17 protein-coding genes are annotated in these 19,382 nt (G+C 70.3%); 5 read left to right on the forward strand and 12 right to left on the reverse strand.

Annotated features, from left to right (window positions below):
• Nucleotides 1-81 precede the first annotated feature (81 nt).
• Both JOE64_RS14025 and JOE64_RS14030 read left to right on the forward strand, forming a co-directional pair.
• Complete coding sequence (locus JOE64_RS14025) at nt 82-954, forward strand: siderophore-interacting protein (protein WP_204964807.1); 873 nt, start codon at nt 82-84, stop codon at nt 952-954.
• On the forward strand, nt 954-1,484 hold the full coding sequence (locus JOE64_RS14030) for an ECF transporter S component (protein WP_204964808.1): 531 nt from the start codon (nt 954-956) through the stop codon (nt 1,482-1,484). The genes JOE64_RS14025 and JOE64_RS14030 overlap by 1 nt, the downstream gene beginning before the upstream one ends.
• A 102-nt stretch (nt 1,485-1,586) precedes the next feature.
• Here the strand turns inward: JOE64_RS14030 and JOE64_RS14035 are convergent, their stop codons facing one another.
• On the reverse strand, nt 1,587-2,750 hold the full coding sequence (locus tag JOE64_RS14035; RefSeq protein ID WP_204964809.1) for an acyl-CoA dehydrogenase family protein: 1,164 nt from the start codon (nt 2,748-2,750) through the stop codon (nt 1,587-1,589).
• Nucleotides 2,751-2,909: 159 nt separating this feature from the next.
• A complete protein-coding gene (locus JOE64_RS14040) occupies nt 2,910-3,947 on the reverse strand; it encodes a M15 family metallopeptidase (RefSeq protein ID WP_271202505.1) in 1,038 nt (345 codons plus the stop codon).
• 75 nt (nt 3,948-4,022) lie between these two features.
• Here JOE64_RS14040 and JOE64_RS14045 point away from each other — a divergent pair, with 75 nt between their 5' ends.
• Entirely contained in the window at nt 4,023-5,084 is a 1,062-nt protein-coding gene (locus JOE64_RS14045) for an Rv2578c family radical SAM protein (RefSeq protein ID WP_204964810.1), read from the forward strand.
• 72 nt (nt 5,085-5,156) lie between these two features.
• On the opposite strand, the gene JOE64_RS14050 is transcribed toward JOE64_RS14045, so the two are convergent.
• The 6 genes from JOE64_RS14050 to JOE64_RS14075 all read right to left on the reverse strand — a co-directional run bounded on the left by JOE64_RS14050 (nt 5,157) and on the right by JOE64_RS14075 (nt 10,960).
• On the reverse strand, nt 5,157-5,909 hold the full coding sequence (locus JOE64_RS14050; RefSeq protein ID WP_204964811.1) for an ABC transporter permease: 753 nt from the start codon (nt 5,907-5,909) through the stop codon (nt 5,157-5,159).
• Nucleotides 5,909-6,799: an ABC transporter ATP-binding protein gene (locus JOE64_RS14055; RefSeq protein ID WP_204964812.1), complete on the reverse strand. Its 891-nt coding sequence runs from the start codon at nt 6,797-6,799 to the stop codon at nt 5,909-5,911. Before JOE64_RS14055 ends, JOE64_RS14050 begins: the two co-directional genes overlap by 1 nt.
• Nucleotides 6,796-7,095: a transcriptional regulator gene (locus JOE64_RS14060; protein ID WP_204964813.1), complete on the reverse strand. Its 300-nt coding sequence runs from the start codon at nt 7,093-7,095 to the stop codon at nt 6,796-6,798. The genes JOE64_RS14055 and JOE64_RS14060 overlap by 4 nt, the downstream gene beginning before the upstream one ends.
• Nucleotides 7,092-7,748, reverse strand: a complete 657-nt coding sequence (locus JOE64_RS14065; protein WP_204964814.1) for a hypothetical protein — start codon at nt 7,746-7,748, stop codon at nt 7,092-7,094. The genes JOE64_RS14060 and JOE64_RS14065 overlap by 4 nt, the downstream gene beginning before the upstream one ends.
• A 157-nt stretch (nt 7,749-7,905) precedes the next feature.
• Nucleotides 7,906-8,550: a RodZ family helix-turn-helix domain-containing protein gene (locus tag JOE64_RS14070; protein WP_204964815.1), complete on the reverse strand. Its 645-nt coding sequence runs from the start codon at nt 8,548-8,550 to the stop codon at nt 7,906-7,908.
• A 76-nt stretch (nt 8,551-8,626) separates the two neighbouring features.
• The gene (locus JOE64_RS14075) at nt 8,627-10,960 is read right to left on the reverse strand and encodes a DEAD/DEAH box helicase (protein ID WP_204964816.1); all 2,334 of its coding nucleotides are present in this window, start codon (nt 10,958-10,960) and stop codon (nt 8,627-8,629) included.
• 275 nt (nt 10,961-11,235) lie between these two features.
• Between JOE64_RS14075 and JOE64_RS14080 the strand changes: the two genes are divergently transcribed.
• Complete coding sequence (locus JOE64_RS14080; RefSeq protein WP_204964817.1) at nt 11,236-12,180, forward strand: aldose 1-epimerase family protein; 945 nt, start codon at nt 11,236-11,238, stop codon at nt 12,178-12,180.
• A 104-nt stretch (nt 12,181-12,284) separates the two neighbouring features.
• The gene (locus JOE64_RS14085) at nt 12,285-13,364 is read left to right on the forward strand and encodes a DUF998 domain-containing protein (RefSeq protein WP_204964818.1); all 1,080 of its coding nucleotides are present in this window, start codon (nt 12,285-12,287) and stop codon (nt 13,362-13,364) included.
• An 83-nt stretch (nt 13,365-13,447) separates the two neighbouring features.
• Here JOE64_RS14085 and JOE64_RS14090 read toward each other — a convergent pair whose 3' ends face one another.
• From JOE64_RS14090 to JOE64_RS14105, 4 genes are all read right to left on the reverse strand, one after another.
• Nucleotides 13,448-14,968 carry an amino acid permease gene (locus tag JOE64_RS14090; protein WP_204965110.1) on the reverse strand — a complete coding sequence of 507 codons (1,521 nt, stop codon included), beginning with the start codon at nt 14,966-14,968 and terminating at the stop codon, nt 13,448-13,450.
• 207 nt (nt 14,969-15,175) lie between these two features.
• Entirely contained in the window at nt 15,176-18,349 is a 3,174-nt protein-coding gene (locus JOE64_RS14095) for an efflux RND transporter permease subunit (RefSeq protein WP_204964819.1), read from the reverse strand.
• Between the two features lie 184 nt (nt 18,350-18,533).
• Complete coding sequence (locus JOE64_RS14100) at nt 18,534-18,911, reverse strand: fluoride efflux transporter FluC (RefSeq protein ID WP_204964820.1); 378 nt, start codon at nt 18,909-18,911, stop codon at nt 18,534-18,536.
• Nucleotides 18,908-19,366, reverse strand: coding sequence for a fluoride efflux transporter FluC (locus JOE64_RS14105; RefSeq protein WP_204964821.1), 459 nt, complete (start codon nt 19,364-19,366; stop codon nt 18,908-18,910). The genes JOE64_RS14100 and JOE64_RS14105 overlap by 4 nt, the downstream gene beginning before the upstream one ends.
• Nucleotides 19,367-19,382: the final 16 nt, after the last annotated feature.

Below are 19,382 nucleotides of genomic sequence, written 5' to 3' on the forward strand. Positions count from 1 at the left end.
CTCCCGTATGTCACGTTTCGAGCCCCGAAACCGTACATACGGGAGGTCTCGCGGGGACTCAGGGCCACTGAAAGGACTCGCATGGCCCGGTTCTCGTCCCTGGTGAAGCCCGCCGCGCAGGAGCTCCTGCGCCTCGAGGTGCTGCGCACGGAGCGCCTCAGCCCGCACTGGATGCGGATCACCCTCGGCGGCGGCGAGATCGCCCGCTTCACGCCGATGGGCTACGACCAGTGGTTCCGCCTCTTCCTGCCGCACAGCGGGGCGGGCGGCGATGAGGGGCTCGAACGCATCCCCGCGAAGGCGAACAGAATCTTCGGCTACCTGAAGTACCTGCGCATCCCCGACGGGGTGCGCCCGGTCATGCGCAACTACACGGTGCGCGCCTACCGTGCCGAAGGGCCGAGCGGCGGTCCCGAGATCGACGTCGACTTCGTGCTGCACGGGTCGGGCCCGTCGGCGGGCCCCGCGTCACGATGGGCGGATGCCGCCGCATCCGGCGAGTCCGTCGTCATCATCGACGAGGGGTTGGGCTTCAACCCGCAGCGCGGCATCGACCGGGTCGTGCTCGTCGGCGACGAGACCGGGGCTCCCGCGATCGCCGGCGTCTGCGCGTCGCTCCCCGCCGACGCGACGGGCACCGTGCTGCTGGAGGCGCCGTCCGAGGCGGACGCCCTGCCGTTCGACGCGCCCGCAGGAGTCGACGTGCGCTGGCTGGTCCGCGGCGCCGACGCCGCCCCGGGCTCGGTCGCGCTCGCCGCTCTCGATGCCCTCGAGACACCGGCATCCGATGCGCACGTGTTCGTCGTCGGCGAGCAGTCCCTGCCGACGACGGCGCGGCGGATGCTCGTCGCGCGCGGCGTCGAGAAAGACCGGATCAGCTTCGTCGGCTACTGGCGGATCGGGTCCGCCTCGCCCGCGCCGAAGTCGGAGCGCGCACGAACAGAGGAGAACTGATGGGCAAGGTCACGACCGCGTACCTCCTGACGTGTGCCGCCATCGGCGTCGCCGGCGGCATCGTCCTGTGGGGCGCCGGATGGCTGTCGACGGTGCTCACACCGGTCGCGCCGATCGCGGCGATGGTGTTCGCCGGCCTCTGGCTCATGCCCGCGACGATCGCCCTCCGCCTGCTGCAGCGCCCTCTCGCGGGCATCCTCGTCGGGGTGCTCTCGGGGCTCGTGGTGTTCCCCTTCCTCGGCGCCGCGGTGTGGTGGGCGTTCTTCGCCGAGGTCGGGTTCCTCGTGGTGCTGTATCGGTGGTGGACGCTCTGGCAGCACTACGCGGGCGCGCTCGTCGTCGGCCTCGTCTACCCCGTGCTCGCCGCGGCGGCGTTCGACCTGTGGGCGATGCCCGCGTGGGCGCGCATCGCGTTCTGGGCGGTCACCGTGGCATCCTGCCTCGGCGGCACCGCCCTGGGCATCCTCGTCTGCGACCGGCTCCGCGCCGCCGGGGTCGCCCGACTGGCGCGCCGCCGCATCCCGGCCTGACCGGCACATCCCGCTGTCTCGACACGACCCCTGCCCCGGCACGGGTCGAGGGCCGGCAGCCACCCGCGGCCCGGATGCCCCGCGGGAGACGCTGGCGCGCCCTCAGCGCTTGCCGACGATCTGGCGCGACACGATGTCGCGCATGATCTCGTTCGTACCGCCGTAGATGCGGTGCACGCGCGCGTCGAGGTAGGCGCGGGCGATCGGGTACTCGGTGATGTAGCCGTAGCCGCCGTGCAGCTGCACGCCCACGTCGAGCAGTTCGGCCTCGCGGTCGGTCGCCCAGAACTTGACCTTGGCGGCCTCTTCGGCGGTGAGCTTCTTCTCGGCGTAGAGCTCCATCGCGCGGTCGATGTAGGCCCACATCACGTCGACCGTCGTCGCCATGTCGGCGAGGCGGAAGCGGGTGTTCTGGAAGTCGGCGATGCGCTCACCGAAGGCCTCGCGGCTGATGACGTAGTCGCGCGTCCAGTCGAATGCGGCCTCGCCGGCCGCCGCTGCGGCGACACCGATCGACAGGCGCTCGAGGGGCAGGTTCATCATGAGCTGGATGAAGCCGAGGCCTTCTTTGCCGCCGATGAGGTTCTCTTCGGGAACGAAGACGTCGGTGAACGAGAGCTCGGCGGTGTCCCAGCCGTGGAAGCCCATCTTCTCGAGCTTCTTGCCGTGCTCGAAGCCCTCCATGCCGTCTTCGAGGATCAGCAGGCTGAAGGCATCCGGTCGGTTGCCCTCGCCCGTCTTGACGAAGGTGACCACCATGTCGGCGGTCTTTCCCGACGAGATGAACGTCTTCGCACCGTTGACGAGGTAGCCGCCGTCGACCTTCTTCGCCGTGGTGGTGATACCGCGGAGGTCCGAACCGGCGCCGGGTTCGGTCATCGCCAGGGCACCGAGGATCTCGCCGGTCGCCATGCCCGGCAGCCACTTCTCTTTCTGCTCCTGCGTGCCCATGTGCACGATGTAGGGAACGGCGAGGTCGTCCTGAATGCCGAAGGCGCCGGCGAGCGAGCCCTGGCCGGCCTTGATGACCTCTTCGAGCACGATCGCGCGGAAGCGGTAGTCCTGCAGCATTCCGGCGCCGCCGAACTCTTCGGGAACGCTCAGGCCGATGATCCCGGCATCGCCCGCCGCGCGCATGGTGGCGCGGTCGATCTCGCCGGCGGCTTCCCACGCCTTGCGCTTCTCTTCGGTGGCGTAGCGCTTCAGGAACTCCTTGACGACGTCGCGGAACGCCTCGTGGTCTTCGTCGTAGATGTCGCGCTCCATCGTGCGCCCGTCCTCTCGTCGTCGAGTGTCGAAGGGATGAGATGGAATGCCGTGGCATCCCATCTCAGGATCAATGGTACTGGGTTTCACGGCGTCATGAGAGGGATCTCTCAGGTGCGCCCCCGACGCGCGACGCCACGACCGCGCCCGACGGAGCGCTCAGTATCCGGGCGCCGCGGGCAGCCCGAAGAACTCTTCGAGCGTGTGGTAGCCACCGTCGTGGTAAGCCTTGGCCAGATCCGGACCGATGTAGCGCAGGTGCCAGGCCTCGGCCTCGTAGCCCGTGATCGCGGTCTGGCCCGGCTCGTAGCGCACGATGAAGCCGAAGCGCCACGCGTTGGCGGCGGTCCACGCGCCTTGCGCGGTGCCCCCGAACGACTCGATCGCGCCGCACCCGTTGTCGCACGCGGCGACATCGGTCGCGAGCCCCGTCTGATGCTCGCTGTAGCCGGGGCGCGCGCTCTGCTGGTCGGCCTGGTCGCGACCCATCGAGTCGACGTAGCCGTTGTAGGTGCGGGTCTGCGACGCGAACGACCGATACGCGCTGTTGAGGCCGATGGCGCCGGCGCCCTCCTTCGCCGCCGCCGCGACGAGCGCGGTGAGGGCGTTCGCGGCATCCGGCACGAGGCGCCCGTCGACGGTGCGCTGCATGTCGGCGGGGGCGACCACCGTGGCGGGTTCGAAATCGACCGGATCGAGCGGGCGCTTCTTGTCGACCACGACCCACAGATGCCGCGCGTCCGACAGGCTGACGCACGGCGCCGCACCGCTCACGACAGCGGCGCGGAAGGCTTCGCCCCCTCCGAACGCCGCGATCACATCGGCGTCGCCGCCGCTCGCGAGGGCGGTGACGACGGCGGGCGCGTCGCAGGATGCCCGGGCGACCGAGGTCTGCGCCGGGGCGGGGATGCTGTCGGCAGCGGCGGCACTCGCCCCCGCCGGGAGCGCCACCGCATCGGCGGACGCGGACACCGCCGACTCCGACATGTCGCCCACCGCATCGGGCTGCCCGCCGGAGGCCAGCGCCGTGGCGACGGTCGCCGTCACGCCGACGACGAGCAGTGCGGCAACCGCGAGGATCCCCCACCGGGCGCCACCGGGTGGACGCCGGCGCCCTCCGGCCGCGTGCGTGGTGTCGCGCGTCGCGGGATCGCGGCGCGCATCACGTCGGGTCATCGGCTGCTCGGGCTGCGGCACCGGTCCATTGTGACGCCCCTTCCCGTGGAATCCGTGTGCATTGCGCGACTTTCGTATCTATGTTCTACTCTCCGTATGCGGTGGAACGGACAACGGGTCGATGAGTCGGATGCCGCCGCGCTCCCCGGTCTCGAGACGATGAGCGGTCTGGTGCGCAGCGTCACGACCCCGGACTTCGCCGGTATGACGTTCCACGAGGTCGCCGCGAAGTCGGCGCTGAACCACGTGCCGTCGGGGTCGGCGATGCCGTTCGACTGGACGGTGAACCCGTACCGCGGCTGCAGTCACGCATGTTCGTACTGCTTTGCGCGGAACACCCACACCTACCTCGATCTCGACGCGGGGCGCGATTTCGACGAGCAGATCGTCGTCAAGGTCAACGTCGCCGAGGTGCTGCGCCGCGAGCTCGCCGCGCCGGGATGGAGTCGTGAACCGGTCGCGCTCGGCACGAACACCGACCCGTATCAGCGCGCCGAGGGCCGGTACCGCCTCATGCCCGAGATCATCGACGCCTTGGCGTCGAGCGGCACACCGTTCTCCGTGCTCACCAAAGGCACCCTGCTGCGCCGCGACCTGCCGCTTCTCGCCGAGGCGAAGCGCGTCGTGCCGGTCCACCTCGCGATGTCGATCGCGATGCCCGACGAGCGGGTGCGGCAGACCCTCGAGGCGGGAGCGCCGACGTTCTCCGCGCGGCTCGAGACGGTCCGCGCGGCACGGGCGGTGGGATTCGCCGTGACGGTGTTCCTCATGCCGATCGTGCCGCACCTGACCGACGGGGTCGACGTGCTCGACGACGCACTGGCCCGCATCGCCGCGGCGGGGGCGACGCGGGTCGTCTACGGCGCTCTGCACCTGCGACCCGGCGCGCGGGAGTGGTTCTGGGGATGGCTGGAGCGAGAGCACCCGGAACTCGTGCCCGCCTACCGCGGGCTCTACCCGGGGGCATCCGTCTACGCGCCCGCCGGCTACCGGGCGATGCTGGCCGACCGGGTGCGCCCGCTGCTGCGCCGGCACCGGCTCGCCGGCGGCGCGGAAGAGGATGTCGAGAACCGGCCCCCGCGCGGTGCCCGACCGGGCCCGGTGCGCGCGACCCGGCGCGCGGCGGCGACGGCAACGGCGCCCGCCATGCTGTTCTGACGCCCGGAGCGGCCGGAAGACCGCCGACAGGCGGGCCAGCGAGTCGGGCCCGGACCACCGGGCCCTCGCCGATCAACGGTAGCGGCGACCCTCGTCCCGGCGCGCCAACCACACCGCGGCGACGGCGAGCACGACGGTCCAGCCGACGATCCCGCCGATCGCCCACAGCGGGATCTGCTCGCCGGTCGCGGCGGCGATGACGATCTCGCGCGCCTGACGGACCGGAAGGGCGCGCGAGGCGGCGTCGAGCCAGTCGGGAAACATGAGCGGGGGCAGGAACAGCCCCCCGCCGAACGCCAGCAGGAACATCATCACCTGGGTGACGGCGATGGCCGCCTTGGGGCCGAACGCGGTGCCGATGATCACGCCGATCAGCATCGAGGGGATGGCGGTGAGCACGACGAGCACGATCGCCGACACGAGCGGCAGCACGCCCGGGCGGGCGGCCGTGAAGAGGCCGCCGATGACCAGCAGCGGGATCATCGCGACGAGGGCGATGACGAGCGTCGCGGCGATCAGCCCGATCATCCGCGCCGCCGGAGAGCCGGGAAGCGTCCGCAGGTAGGGCGCCCACGGCTTCGAGCGCTGCTCGGCGAGGTCGAGCCCGATCGAGAAGAGACCGGATGCCATGAAAGCGAACACCACTATCGAGCACACGGCCGCGGTCGCATACCCCGGGTCGCCGGTGACGGTGCTCTGCGGCAGCACGAACATGCAGAACGCGAGCGTCGGAAAGACGATCGAGCCGATGACGGCGATGGGGATGCGGGCCGTCTCGACGAGGTTGTACTTCGTGTGCACGGCGGCGAGGGCGAGAGTGGACATCAGCGGGATCCTTCCGGGATCGCGGTCAACGAGAGGAAGGCCTCTTCGAGAGTGGCCCCGCGCACGGCGAGGTCGTGGAACGGATGCCCCGACGCGACGAGCGCGCGCACGAACGCGTCGGAGTCGGCGACCAGCACCGTCACCGCGTCGCCCTCGCCGGTGACGACGGCATCCGGTGCGATCGCGCGCACCGCCTCGGGATCGAGGCCCGCGAGGGAGACCCGCCGGCGCGAGACTCCGGCCACGACGGCCGCGAGGGTGTCGTCGGCGCGCACCCGGCCCTCGTCGATCACGACGACGCGATGGGCGAGCTGCTCGATCTCCTCGAGGTGGTGGCTGGTCACGACCACCGCGCACCCGGCGGCGTGGCGTGCGCGCACGGCATCCCACAGCATCCGTCGACCGTCGACGTCGAGCCCTGTCGTCGGCTCGTCGAGGAGGACGAGCTGCGGGTCGCCGACGAAGGCGAGCGCCACGGCGACCCGTCGCTGCTGACCGCCCGAGAGCGAGCCGCACTGCTTGCGGACGAGGTCTCCGAGACCGAATTCGTCCACGATCGCCCCGCGCGAGGCGGGGGACGGATAGTGCGCGGCGACGAGGTCGATCACCTCTCCGACGCGCAGCGCATCGGGCAGCGCAGTGGCCTGCGGCGTGCTGCCGAGGCGGATGCGCGACGCGGCGTCGCGCGGGTCGCCGCCGAAGAGGTGCACTTCGCCGGACGTCGGCATCCGCAGTCCTTCGATGAGGCTCAGCAGCGTGGTCTTGCCCGCCCCGTTCGGGCCGAGCAGGCCGACGGATTCGCCGGCTTCGATGTCGAGGGACACCCCGTCGAGAGCCGCATGGTCACCATAGCGCTTGGTCAAGTCACGGGTGTGGACGAGGACGTTCATCGGGATCCTCCGAGGATGTCGAGCAGAGTCGTGCGGTACGCGCGGAACGCGCCGCGCCCCGCGGGGGTGAGAGAGATGAGCGTCACGGGCTTCTTGCCCGCGAACGTCTTCGCGATCGCGACGTAGCCGGCGTCCTCGAGCTTCGCGAGGTGGCTGGTGAGGTTTCCCGAGGTCATCGCGAGCATCTTCTGCAACGCCGGGAACGCGATCTCGTCGCCGTCCTCGAGCGCCTCGTCGAGCGTCGTCATGATGCGCAGTCGCGCGGGCGTGTGGATGACGGGGTCGAGGTCGGTCACGACGACACCGGCGCCGTCCGCTCGTCGGCGGGCAGGATGCCGCGCCAGAGCAGCGCGCCCGTCACCGTCATCGCCGCGGGGCCGACCGTCGCGTAGATGAGGTAGTGCCAGGGCGCACCGGCAAAGGTGGCGATCACGACGACGACGAGCATGATCACACCGAGAATGAACTGCGCCGGGGAACGCCAGATCGCACCACCGGCGAGATACATCAGGCCGACGGTGAAGATGTAGAACGCCGGGTAGATCAGCTGGGCGAGCTCGGCGGTGAAGCCCGCCAGACGCAGCGCCTGCAGCAGGAACGTGACGGCGAACATCGACACCATCCACGAGTAGCCGTAGAGCTTTCCGCGCAGCTGGGACCGGCCGCGGATGCCGCCCGACGACATCCACACCGCCATGACCCCCGACGAGACCACGGCGGCGATCGTGAGCGCCCCGAACGCGGTCCAGGCGATCGGCGCCGGGATGAGCGGCACGCCGCCGACGCCGTCGCCGAGCCACAGCGCACCGAACCCGACGAACCACGCCACCGCCCACACGAAGAGCAGCCACGACGTCACCCGCGCCATCCGTCCGCGGGTCGCGCGACGCGTCGACTGCATCACCTGCAGCATCTCCGCAGGGTCGATCGGTCGCTCATCGTTGCTCATACAGATCACTTTGCACTGCAAACTTGTCTGCGTCAAGGTCGATCGCGCCGCTCAGCGCGATTCCGCGCCGCTCGGTCTTGCTCAGCGCGGATCGGCCCTGCTCGGCGCTACTCGGCGCTACTCAGCGCTACTCAGCGCTACTCAGCACTGCTCTGCGCTACTCGGCGCGCAGAGTCTCGAGCGCAGACGTGAGAACGGCCGTGGCGACGGCCTGGTCGTACCCGCGCCCCCCCATCACCAGCCACGCGTCGCCCTGGAAGACGTAGACCACCAGGCCGTCGCTGATGCCCCACGGCGCCTCGGTCGAGAACGCCGGCGAGTCGTCGATCGTGAAGGCACGGTACTCATCGGGCGCCGCGGTCAGCTCGTCGACGAGGGCCTTCGCCGACGCCTCGTCGATGCGGAACATGTCGACGCCCACACCGCTGTCGGAGTTCGGCGCTCCCCATCCGCAGTCCTGCCGGTGGGTCGCCGCCTGGGCCGTGCGGACCGCGAGCGGACCCGGCAGGTTCGGCGCCTCGTGCGCATCGACCGCCTGGCTGATGAACTCGAACGGCGCCCACCTCGGCTGCGCCTGCACCACCGACAGCGGAATGAGCGTCTGGCAGTCGGGGAACGCGCCGGCGGCGCCCGAAGGACTCGGCGTCGGCGTGGGTGTCGCAGATGGGGCCGGCGCGGAGGTCGGAACGCTCGTCGAGGCATCCGTCGGCGGGACCGGGCTGCTCGAGGGAGCGCAGGCGGTCGTGGACAGTCCCGCCGTGAGCAGAAGGGCACCGGCGAGGATGCGGGTGTGACCAGTCATAGGCCGACGCTAAGAAGAACGCCCGAGCGGCGCGAGGGGGTCGCGACGCTCGGGCGTTCTCTCTACAATCGGCGCGTCAGCGGTCGACGTTCGCAGCCTGGCGACCGCTGATCTCCTCGAGCAGGTCGTCGCCGACGCGCACGTCGTCGAACGGCGCGTCGATCTCGGCGCGGTCGAGCATCTCCGTCATGCGACGGCGACGCTGACGCGGGATGAGCGTCACCACGGTGCCCGCGCGGCCCGCGCGACCGGTGCGGCCGGAGCGGTGCAGATACGTCTTGTACTCGTCCGGGGCATCCGCCTGGATCACGAGGTCGATGTCGTCGACGTGGATGCCGCGGGCGGCGACATCCGTCGCGACCAGCACGTTCACCCGACCCGACGTCATCTTCTCGAGGTTGCGCGTGCGCTTGGCCTGGTTCAGGTCGCCGTGCAGCGCCACGGCACGGATGCCGGCGTCGTCGAACTGCTCGGCGAGCATCTCGGCGTACGCACGCGTGCGCGCGAAGACGAGCGTCTTGCCGTCTCGATCGACGAGCGACGTCAGGATCTCGGCCTTGTCGCGGTGGTCGATGACGAGCACGCGGTGGTCGATCGTGCCCGAATCCTGGTCCTCGCCGGCGACCTCGTAGACGGCCGGGTCGACGAGGAACTCGTCAACGAGAGCCGCGACCTCGCGGTCGAGTGTGGCGGAGAAGAGGAGCTTCTGCGCATCCGGGTCGACGAGACGGAGGATGCGCTGCATCGGCTCGAGGAAGCCCAACTCGCTCATGTGGTCGGCCTCATCGAGCACGACGATGCGGATCTCGGAAAGGTCGAGCTTGCCCTGCTTCTCGAGGTCTTCGATACGCCCCGGCGTGCCGATGATGATGTCGACGCCCTTCTTCAGGGCCCCGACCTGGCGTGCCTGCGGCACACCGCCGTAGATCTGCGTCGTGAAGAGGCCGACGCTCCGGGCGATGGGCTGGATCGTGCGATCGATCTGCAGCGCCAGTTCACGCGTCGGCGCGAGGATCAGCGCCTTCGGGCTGCGGCCGAACTCACGGCGCTTGCCGGCCTGGCTGCGCAGCACCGACTCGACCAGGGGAGCTCCGAAGGCGATCGTCTTGCCGGAGCCGGTGCGGCCACGGGCGAGCACGTCCTTGCCGGAGAGGATCGGGGCGATCGTCGCCGCCTGGATCGGGAACGGGGATGCCGCGCCGAGGTCGGCGAGAGCGCGCACGATGTTGTCACCGAGCCCGAGGCTCGAGAAGCTCACATCGGCGACCTCCTCGGCCTGGACGGCCTGGGCCTGCAGCTTCTCGTGCACGACGTCGGCGTGCTGCTCGTAGGCCGCGCGCTTCGCGGCATCCTTCGCGTCGGCGTTCCAGTCCGAGCGGTTGCCCGAGAAACCCTGGCGGTCGTCCCGACGGGCACGGTCGTCGCGACGGGCACGGTCGTCGCGGGCCGGGTGGTCGCCGTGCGAGCGCGCCGGGCGGTCGTCCGGGCGGGCCGGGCGGTCGCCGTACGAGCGCACGGGGCGGTCGTAGCTCCGGAGATTCTGGCCATCTCGGCCCATTCCCGACGTCCCGCGGCGATCCCGGTCAGAATCTCCGGAGTTGCGCACAGTCCGGTCGTCGTACGAACGGCCCGGGCGGTCGCTCCGGAAGGACGGGCGGGCATCGCCGAACGTGCGGCGGTCGTCGCGCGGCTGCCGCTCGCCGCGGGGCCGGTCATCGAACGAATGAGCGGAGCGGTCATCGCGGCGCGGGCGGTCATCGCGGCGCGGGCGGTCGTCGAACGAACGAGCCGGGCGGTCGTCACTCCTCCGATCCGCGTCCCGCGAGCCGACACCGGGCCGCTCACGCCGCTCCGGGCGCGAGGTGGAGGAGTTACGGTCGCGGTCATCGCGACGCGGGCGGTCATCGAACGAACGAGCGGGGCGGTCGTCGCGACGCGGACGGTCGTCGAACGAACGAGCCGGGCGGTCGTCACTCCTCCGATCCGCGTCCCGCGAGCCGACACCGGGCCGCTCACGCCGCTCCGGGCGCGAGGTGGAGGAGTTACGGTCGCGGTCGTCACGACGCGGGCGGTCATCGAACGAACGAGCCGGGCGGTCATCACGACGCGGGCGGTCGTCGAACGAACGGGCCGGGCGGTCGTCACGACGGCGGTCGCCGCCGGCCTGCGAGCGGATGCCGCGGGCCTCGTCGCGGCCGGCGCGTTCCTGCGCACCCCAGCGCTGCTTCTTCGCGGGAGCCTCAGCGTCGGCGGGGCGGTAGCCGCGGTGGCTCGGGCTCTTGCTGCCGGCCGTGCCCGCGGAGGACTGGCCCGGACGGCGCTTCGCGTCCTGGTAGGAGGTCTTCTTCGCGCCGTAGCGCGGCTCGAAGCTCTGTGCGCGGCCGCCGGCCGGCTTCTTGTTCTTGGGCATGATGTCTTTCCGGGTTGTCTCGTGTGAGAACAGCCTCCGCGCGCGCACTCGTGCGGCGCCGTGCGAGCGCACGGCGTGGGAGTATCCCGGACATCCGTCGACCGGGGCCATTCATCTGATGGTTCATGCGCACCGCCCGGACCTGCCGGGAACGGCGCTCACCATCGGCCCCATGGACTCACAAACCCATCCGCGCACAGCGCGGTGTCCAGAGCCGACCGACCCACTGTACCCGCACTGCCTGGGAAGCACCTCTGCCGCGGCACAATGGAGCCATGCGCACCGACGACCCCCGCCTCGACCCCGCGGAGCCCCTCGATCCCACGGGCGAGCAGTTCACGATCACCTCGGATGACGGGGGCACCACGGCGACGATCGCTCAGGTCGGCGCGTCGCTGCGGCACCTCGTCTCGGGCGGAACCGACCTCGTGCCGCCGTACCCGACCGGATCTCCCACTCCTGCCGGGTCGGGGATCGTCCTCGTGCCCTGGCCCAATCGCGTGCGGGACGGCCGGTGGAACGACGAGGGCGAGACGCGCCAGCTCGCGATCAGCGAACCGGCCTACGGCAACGCGTCGCACGGCCTGCTGCGGTTCGCGCCGTATCGGCTCGCCGCGGCATCCCCCGACGCGGTGACGCTGACGGCGACGATCTTCGCGCAGACGGGGTACCCCTATGTGCTCGGCACGGCGGTGACCTACGCCGTGACCGATGGAGCGCTCTCGGCGACGCACGTCATCCGCAACCTCGGTGCGGGTTCGGCGCCCGTCGCCCTCGGCACGCACCCGTACTTCTGCATCGGTGACGCTCCGACCGAGGACCTCGTCCTCACATCCTCCGGCGCCACGATGTTCACCGCCGACGCGCAGAAGATCCCGACAGGCGTCGCGGCGGTGGATGCGGCGACCGACCTTCGCGCCGGTCGCCGCCTCGGCGACCTCGACCTCGACACCGCGTACACCGACCTCGTGCGCGGCGACGACGGACGGGTGCACACGACCCTCGCCGCTCCCGACGGTCGTGCGATCGACGTCTGGCAGGGCGAGGGCTTCGACTACGTGCAGGTGTTCACGACCGACCGCTACCCCGGTCGCCCGCTCACGGTCGCGATCGAGCCCATGACCGCGCCGGCGGATGCCTTCAACTCGGGCCGGAGCCTTCGCCGCCTCGCCACGGGCGAGAGCTGGACCCTGGAGTGGGGTGTGACCTTCTCGGCCTGACCGGCCAGCCGCCCGATCCGGCACCTCCCGCCCCGGCACCCGCCCCACCGGCCCACCGACCCACCGGCCACAGAGCCGTTCGCCGGCGGCCCTACACTGGCGCCATGACCACGACCGACGCCACCGACCGGACCCCGACGCTGCGCGCCGAGGCCGAGGCCCTCATCGCCGCGGCGGTCGGAGGGATCGTCGGCGGGGCGATGGGCCTGCTGCTGAGCATGTTCGGCCTCGCGTCATCGCTGTGGGGCGAGTGGAGCTTTGCGGTGTGGGCGGGGCTCGCGGCATCCGTCTCTGCGGGCGTCAGCTCTGCCGTGGGCTACTGGCGCGCCCGCTCTCTGGGCGGAAGGTCGTGGCGGCGCGACGTCGCGAACTGGCGCTACGTGGTGTCGACCGTCTCGGTGGTGATCGCCCACGGAGCCCTCGCGGCCATCACGACGGCGGCGCTGTTCGCGGTGCTCGCCCGTGCGTTCATCGGCGTCTCGCTGAACGGATTCTGGTCGACGGTTCTCCTCGGTGTCACGGCGGGGCTGGCGGGGTGGCTGAGCTACCTCTCGGCCTCGCGAATGACCACGCAGCGGCTCACGACCCTGCTCGTCTCGTTCATCACGATCGGCACGCTGGCCGCGATGGTCACGACGTCCGATCCGCTCTGGTGGGAGTACCACTTCAGCCAGCTGGGCACCTTCGGCGACGTGTCGAGCCTGCTGTTCAACGGCACGCTGATCGCCGGCGGCCTGCTCGTCACGACGTTCACGCTCTACGTCGGCAACGACCTCAGGGCTCTCGGAGAGTCGGAGCGGGGCATCCGGACCGTGATGACGGCGCTCGGCATCATGGGCATCATGCTCGCCTGCGTCGGCATCTTCCCCGTGAACGTCAACATGCTGCTGCACAATCTGTCGGCCTCGGGCATGGCACTGATGTTCCTGCTGCTGCTCGTCGGGGGACCGTGGATCGTGCGGCGGATGCCGCGTGCCTACTTCCTGGCGTCGTGGGCCTTCCTCGCCGCACTCGTCGTCTCGATCGTGCTCTTCGCGGTCGGCTACTTCGGGCTCACCGCGTTCGAGATCGTCGTGTTCGCGCTGATCTTCGGGTGGCTGTCGGTGTTCATCCGCTTCATGGGCGTCGCCGACCAGCCCGAACCGCCGATCCCCGGCATGCCGGCGCGTTCCGCGCGCGACTGATCGGCCGCACCACCGGCATCCGGGAGGGAGTCCGCCGTCGGGAAGTCCTCCCGAGCACCGATCTCCTCTCGAACGATGACCGCTTACAGCACCGGATGCGTGCCCGTGTAGCCCTCGCGCTCGCGCGCGGCCTCGGCGATCCGCCCGCGCTGGGCGTACCAGCCGGCGATCAGCAGCGGGACGAGCAGCACGGTGGATGCCAGCACCCATCGCCCCGTCTCGGAGAAGGCCATCGTGACCAGCACGAAGGCGAGGAACACGAGCGTCAGCCACGCGGTGAACGGCGACCCGAACAGTCGGAAGGAGGGCCGGGTCGCCCGGCCGGCGGCCGCCCACTTCTGCAGCCGCATCTGGCAGAGGATGATGGTCGTCCAGCCGCCGATGATGCCGATGGCCGACACCTCGAGCACGATGTCGAACGCCTTCGAGGGCGCGATCGCGTTGAGGCCGACGCCCAGCAGGGTGATCGTCGCGGTGAGGAGGATGCCTCCGTACGGCACGCCGTTGCGGCTCATGCGCTCGGTGAAGCGGGGCGCCGAGCCGTTGACCGCCATGGAGCGCAGGATCCGCCCCGTGGAGTACAGCCCGGCATTGAGCGATGAGAGCGCCGCCGTCAGGACGACGAAGTTCATGACGGATGCCGAGACGACACCCGCCTGCGGTGAGCCGATGTGGGAGAAGAACGTCACGAACGGCGACTCGTCGGCCGAGTACGAGGTGGAGGGAAGCAGCAGCGACAGCAGCAGCACCGAGCCGACGTAGAACACGGAGATCCGGAAGATCACGGTGTTGACCGCCTTGGGCATGACCTTCCGCGGCTCGGCGGTCTCTCCGGCGGCGATGCCGACGAGCTCGATCGCGGCGTATGCGAAGACGACGCCGCTGATCGCGATGCCGGGGGCCCAGAGTCCGTTCGGGAAGAGACCGCCGTTGTCGGCGATCACGCTGAGACCGGTGGCACCGACGTCGGTGTGACCGACGAAGACGAGGAAGATCACCCCGACCACGAGGAAGACCACCAGCGCGGTCACCTTGATGAGGGCGAACCAGAACTCCATCTCGCCGAACACCTTGACCGAGACGAGGTTCAGCGACAGGACGACGACGAGGGCCACGAGGGCGATGACCCACTGCGGCACCGCCTGCAGCGGCGGCCAGTACGGCGCCCAGAACTTGACGTAGAGCGCGATGGCGGTGACGTCGACGATCGAGGTGAACGCCCAGTTCAGGAAGTACAGCCAGCCCGCGGTGTACGCCATCTTCTCGCCGTAGAACTCGCGGGCGTACGAGACGAAAGATCCCGACGACGGGCGATGCAGCACGAGTTCGCCGAGCGCGCGCAGGATCAGGAAGGCGAAGAAGCCGCAGATCGCGAAGACGATCACGAGCGAGGGGCCCGAGGCTTCGAGCCGGCCGCCCGCGCCGAGGAACAGTCCGGTTCCGATGGCCCCGCCGATCGCGATCATCTGGATCTGCCGCGGCCCGAGCGTCCTGTGGTATCCGGCCTCTTCGCTCGAGAAGTCCTGGCTGGCCTGCGCGACGTCGCCGACGAGCTCACGTCTGCTCTCCGCCGCCTGCCCCGGGTCGTGTGCCGCGTGGCGCATCGCGTTCTCGCGCGACCTCGGATCCTGCGTCATGACGGTGCTCCCCTCTCGCCGCCCTGCGGGCGATGCCCCACCGTACTCCTCGCGGCATTCTTCGCGTGGGACATCCGCCACCGGCCGCGCCACGATCGTCTCGACGTCGCCGAACCGGCGATGCCCGGCGGGGTGGTCTCCGCCGGGCATCCCCGTTCGCGTTCTGGTGGTCCGTCAGTGCGCGTGGCGCGCGCGGCGCGGATGCAGCTCCGGGTCGGCGTCCGCGGCGTCGTCCGGCCCCGCAACGGCCGCCTCGTCGCCCGCGTGCGCACGACGGGCATCCCGCCGCTCGCGGCGCCCCTCGACGAGGTTGTACAGCGTCGGCAGCACAAGGAGCGTGAGCACCGTCGACGAGATGAGTCCGCCGATCACGACGACCGCGAGGGGCTGCGAGATGAAGCCTCCATGCCCCGTGATCCCGAGCGCCATGGGGGTCAGCGCGAAGATCGTCGCGAGCGCTGTCATGAGGATCGGGCGGAGCCTGCGCGAGCCGCCCGCGATCGTCGCATCGTGCGCCGACAGCCCCTTCTCGCGGTACTGGTTGACGAGGTCGACGAGCACGATCGCGTTCGTGACGACGATGCCGATGAGCATGAGCACGCCGATGAGGGATGCCACACCGAGCGGCACACCCGTCGCGATCTGCAGCAGGATCGCACCGGTCGCCGCGAACGGCACCGACACGAGCAGCAGCAGCGGCTGGCGCAGCGACTTGAAGGTGGCGACCATCACGATGTAGACGATGAGGATCGCGGCGAGCATCGCGAGACCGAGCTGCCCGAAGGCATCCTGCTGCTGCGTGATCACGCCGCCGATCTTCGCGTTGGCGCCGGTCGGCAGGTCGAGGCCGGTGAGGGCTGCGCGCACCGAGGCGGACGCGGTGTTGAGGTTGTCGGTCGACGGGGTGACCGTGACCGTGGCAGTGCGCTGCCCGCGCTGCGTGGTGATCGTCGTCGGCCCCTGGCTCTCGGCGACCGTCGCGATCTGGTCGAGGCGGCGCAGGCCGGCGGCGGTGGGCACCTCGAACGCGCGCAGCTGGTCGATCGTCGCCGGCACCGACGCGGTCTGCAGGTACACGGTGACGGCGGTGCCGTCGATCTCGACCGTGCCGATCTGACGCGGCTGCATCGTGTTGGCGACGATGCCGCCGACGGCGACCTCGGACAGGCCGGCCGATGCGGCCTTGTCGCGGTCGACGGTCACGGCGACGTAGGGCAGGGATGCCGAGAGGTTCGAGGTGACCTGGCCGATGCCCTCCTTGCCGCCGAGCGACTGGACGACGGCGTCGGTGGCGGTCCGCAGGGCATCCGACGACGGTGCGTTGACATCGACCTCGACGCTGCTCGACCCGAATCCGCCCTGACCGGCCGAGACGGTGACGTCGCCGACGTCGGAGAGCGCACCGACCGCGCTCTGCACGTCGTCACGCACCCGCTCCTGGTTGGCGGCGGGGTCGGTCGTGATGGAGTACGTGATGCCTGACGACCCACCCGAGAACGCGTCGCGCACGGCCGAACCGGTCGAACCGATCGACGTCTGGATCGTCTTGATGCCGGTGACGCCGAGCAGGGCCTGTTCGACCTTCTTCGCCGCGGCGTCCTCGGCGTCGAGGCTCGCCGCGGGCGCGAGCTGCTGACGCACCGTGAAGGTGTTCTGCCCGCTGTCGCCGAGGAAGTTGGTCTTCATGAGCGGCACCGCGGCCAGCGTCCCGCCGAGCACCAGCACGGCGACCAGCAGCGTCACCCACGAGTGCTTCAGCGTCCACGACAGGATCGGCAGGTAGGCCCGCTGCAGGCGCGACGGCGGCGCGGCGGGGTTCTCGGGGTCGATCGGATCGCCGTTCTCGTCGACCACCGGCTTGCCGGGGCGCAGGAACCAGTACGCGAGCACGGGGACGATCGTGAGCGCGACGAAAAGCGACGCCGCCATCGCGATCGTGACGGTCAGCGCGAAGGGCCGGAAGAGTTCTCCGGTGACGTCCCCGACGAACGCGATCGGCAAGAACACGGCGACGGTGGTGATGGTGGATGCCGTGATGGCGGCCGCCACCTCGCGCACGGCGAGAAGGATGGAGGCCCGTTTGTCGGCGTCGCCGACGTAGTGGCGCTTGATGTTCTCGATGACGACGATGGAGTCGTCGACGACACGGCCGATGGCGATCGTCAGGGCGCCGAGGGTCAGGATGTTCAGCGAGTAGCCGAACGCCTGGATGCCGACGAAGGTGATCAGCACGCTCGTCGGGATCGAGATGGCGGCGACGAGGGTCGAGCGCACCGACAGCAGGAACAGGAAGATCACAAGGACGGCGAACACGAGGCCGAGCAGGCCCTCCTGCGCGAGCGACTCGATCGACTGCTCGATGAAGGGCGCCTGGTCGAAGACGACCGTGAACGAGGCATCCGCACCGATGTCGTCCTGCAGGTGCGGCAGCAGCGCGGTGACCGCGCGCGACACGTCGACCGTGTTGGCGGCGGGCAGCTTGGTGATCGCGATCGTGAGCGCCGGCTCGCCGTTCACCCGCGAGATCGACGTGATCGGGTCTTGGACGAGCGCCACGGCGGAGACGGTCCCCACCGTGACGGTGCCGGCCGCGGCCTGGGCGGGGGTGGAGGGAACAAGCGGGAGTGCCGCGATTTCGTCCGACGAGGTCAGCTTGGCACCGGTCTGCACCGTGAGGCTCTTGTCGCCCTCGCTGACCGACCCGCCCGGGAAGAGCACACCATTCGCTTTCAGCGCGTCGGTGATGGCCGTCTGGCTGTATCCGGCGGCGGCGAGCTTGGCCTGATCGGGGGTGATCGTCACACGCTCGCCCCGGCCGCCGACGATCGAGGCCGACGCGACGCCCGAGACGTCCTCGAGGTCGGGGATGACGCTCGCTTTCAGCTGGCTCTGGATCTTCGCCGCGTCGCTGTAGCCGGTGACGGCGAGCGAGATGACCGGCAGGTCGTCGATCGAGAACGACACGACGTTCGGCTCGACACTGTCGGGCAGAGTCGACTTGATGCGGTTGATCGCCTGCAGGAGCTTCTGCTCCGCCGTCGCGAGATCGGTGCCGTACGTGAACGACGCCTGCACGATCGACGCGTTCGTCGTGCTGGTCGCCGTCGTGGACTCGAGGCCCGGGATGCCTTGGATCGCGGTCTCGATCGGGGTCGACACGTCGTTGTTCACGACATCGGGTGACGCGCCCGGATACGTCGTGAGGATCGACAGCTGCGGGAACTCGATCGATGGGATGAGTTCCTGTTTGAGGCTCGTCAGCGCGATTCCGCCGAAGATCGCGGCGACGATCGTGATCAGCGCGATGAGCGCGCGGTTCTTCAAGCTCAAGACGGCGAGGTGCGACACCACGTGCCTTTCCGGTGAGCGCCCCTGCGTTGCGGCGGATGTGCGACGGATCGATACACGGATGTATCGATCCCATTCTCGCACGCGCCCCACGGACCGTCGGCAGGGGGTTATCCCTACGATGCGCAATGCCCGCGTCTCGGATGCGTGCGCGTGCGCGTCGCCCCGCGACGGCGGCGCGGATTCATCCCGCGACGAGCCGCCCGAGCATGAGTCCCGCCGTCGCGGCGGCGACGCACACCAGCAACGTGCCGACGATGTTGAGCCACGCCCAGTTGCGGCGGCCCCGCCGCGCCAGCAGAACCGTGTCGACCGAGACCGTGCTGAACGTGGTGAAGCCGCCGAGCACCCCGACCCCGATGATCGCGAGGCCCACAGGAACGACCAGTGCACCGAGTCCCGTGACAAGACCCAGCAGGAACGATCCGACACCGTTGACGAGGAGGATGCCGAGGGGGAAGACATCCTTTCGACCGCGCATGACGAAGCCGTCGATCAGGTAGCGCATGCCCGCTCCGACCCCACCCCCGACGAGCAGTGCGATCCACGCCGCCGGGGTCACTCGGCATCCCCCGGCGCGAGCGCGTCCGGATCCGCCGACCCGTCGGCGTTCCGGGCAGTCAGCCGCAGCCCGAGGTCGAGGCCCAGCGCTGCGGCGACCATCCCGCCGAACAGGGACACCGCGATGAGCGCGACCCCCACGATCGGCACGGCGGCCGAGACGGTCGAGGCCTGCACCGCGAACGCGCTGTATGTCGTGAACCCTCCGACGACTCCTGTGCCGAGGAACAGCCGCAGATGCGGGCGCCGCTCGCCCGCCCAGCCGACGACACCGCCGAGTAGGAACGATCCCGCGAGATTGATCGCGAGGGTCACCGCGGGGACGACGAGAGGGTGGACGCCATCGCCGGGAACCGTCAGCGGCACGACGATGATCGCCCGCGCCGCCACCCCGAGCACGCCGCCGAGGACCACGAGCCCGAGAGCGAGCGGGGAGAACCAGGGATGCCGGACCATGTCCGCAGGATATTGC

The organism is Microbacterium dextranolyticum (assembly GCF_016907295.1).
Classification (GTDB): domain Bacteria; phylum Actinomycetota; class Actinomycetes; order Actinomycetales; family Microbacteriaceae; genus Microbacterium; species Microbacterium dextranolyticum.

Bases quoted from the DNA above. Each gene is read 5' to 3' on its own strand.
- JOE64_RS14025 (WP_204964807.1), top strand. From the start codon at position 82: ATGGCCCGGTTCTCGTCCCTGGTGAAGCCCGCCGCGCAGGAGCTCCTG.
- JOE64_RS14030 (WP_204964808.1), top strand. From the start codon at position 954: ATGGGCAAGGTCACGACCGCGTACCTCCTGACGTGTGCCGCCATCGGC.
- JOE64_RS14035 (WP_204964809.1), bottom strand. From the start codon at position 2,750: ATGGAGCGCGACATCTACGACGAAGACCACGAGGCGTTCCGCGACGTC.
- JOE64_RS14045 (WP_204964810.1), top strand. From the start codon at position 4,023: ATGCGGTGGAACGGACAACGGGTCGATGAGTCGGATGCCGCCGCGCTC.
- JOE64_RS14050 (WP_204964811.1), bottom strand. From the start codon at position 5,909: ATGTCCACTCTCGCCCTCGCCGCCGTGCACACGAAGTACAACCTCGTC.
- JOE64_RS14055 (WP_204964812.1), bottom strand. From the start codon at position 6,799: ATGAACGTCCTCGTCCACACCCGTGACTTGACCAAGCGCTATGGTGAC.
- JOE64_RS14065 (WP_204964814.1), bottom strand. From the start codon at position 7,748: ATGAGCAACGATGAGCGACCGATCGACCCTGCGGAGATGCTGCAGGTG.
- JOE64_RS14070 (WP_204964815.1), bottom strand. From the start codon at position 8,550: ATGACTGGTCACACCCGCATCCTCGCCGGTGCCCTTCTGCTCACGGCG.
- JOE64_RS14075 (WP_204964816.1), bottom strand. From the start codon at position 10,960: ATGCCCAAGAACAAGAAGCCGGCCGGCGGCCGCGCACAGAGCTTCGAG.
- JOE64_RS14080 (WP_204964817.1), top strand. From the start codon at position 11,236: ATGCGCACCGACGACCCCCGCCTCGACCCCGCGGAGCCCCTCGATCCC.
- JOE64_RS14085 (WP_204964818.1), top strand. From the start codon at position 12,285: ATGACCACGACCGACGCCACCGACCGGACCCCGACGCTGCGCGCCGAG.
- JOE64_RS14090 (WP_204965110.1), bottom strand. From the start codon at position 14,968: ATGCGCCACGCGGCACACGACCCGGGGCAGGCGGCGGAGAGCAGACGT.
- JOE64_RS14105 (WP_204964821.1), bottom strand. From the start codon at position 19,366: ATGGTCCGGCATCCCTGGTTCTCCCCGCTCGCTCTCGGGCTCGTGGTC.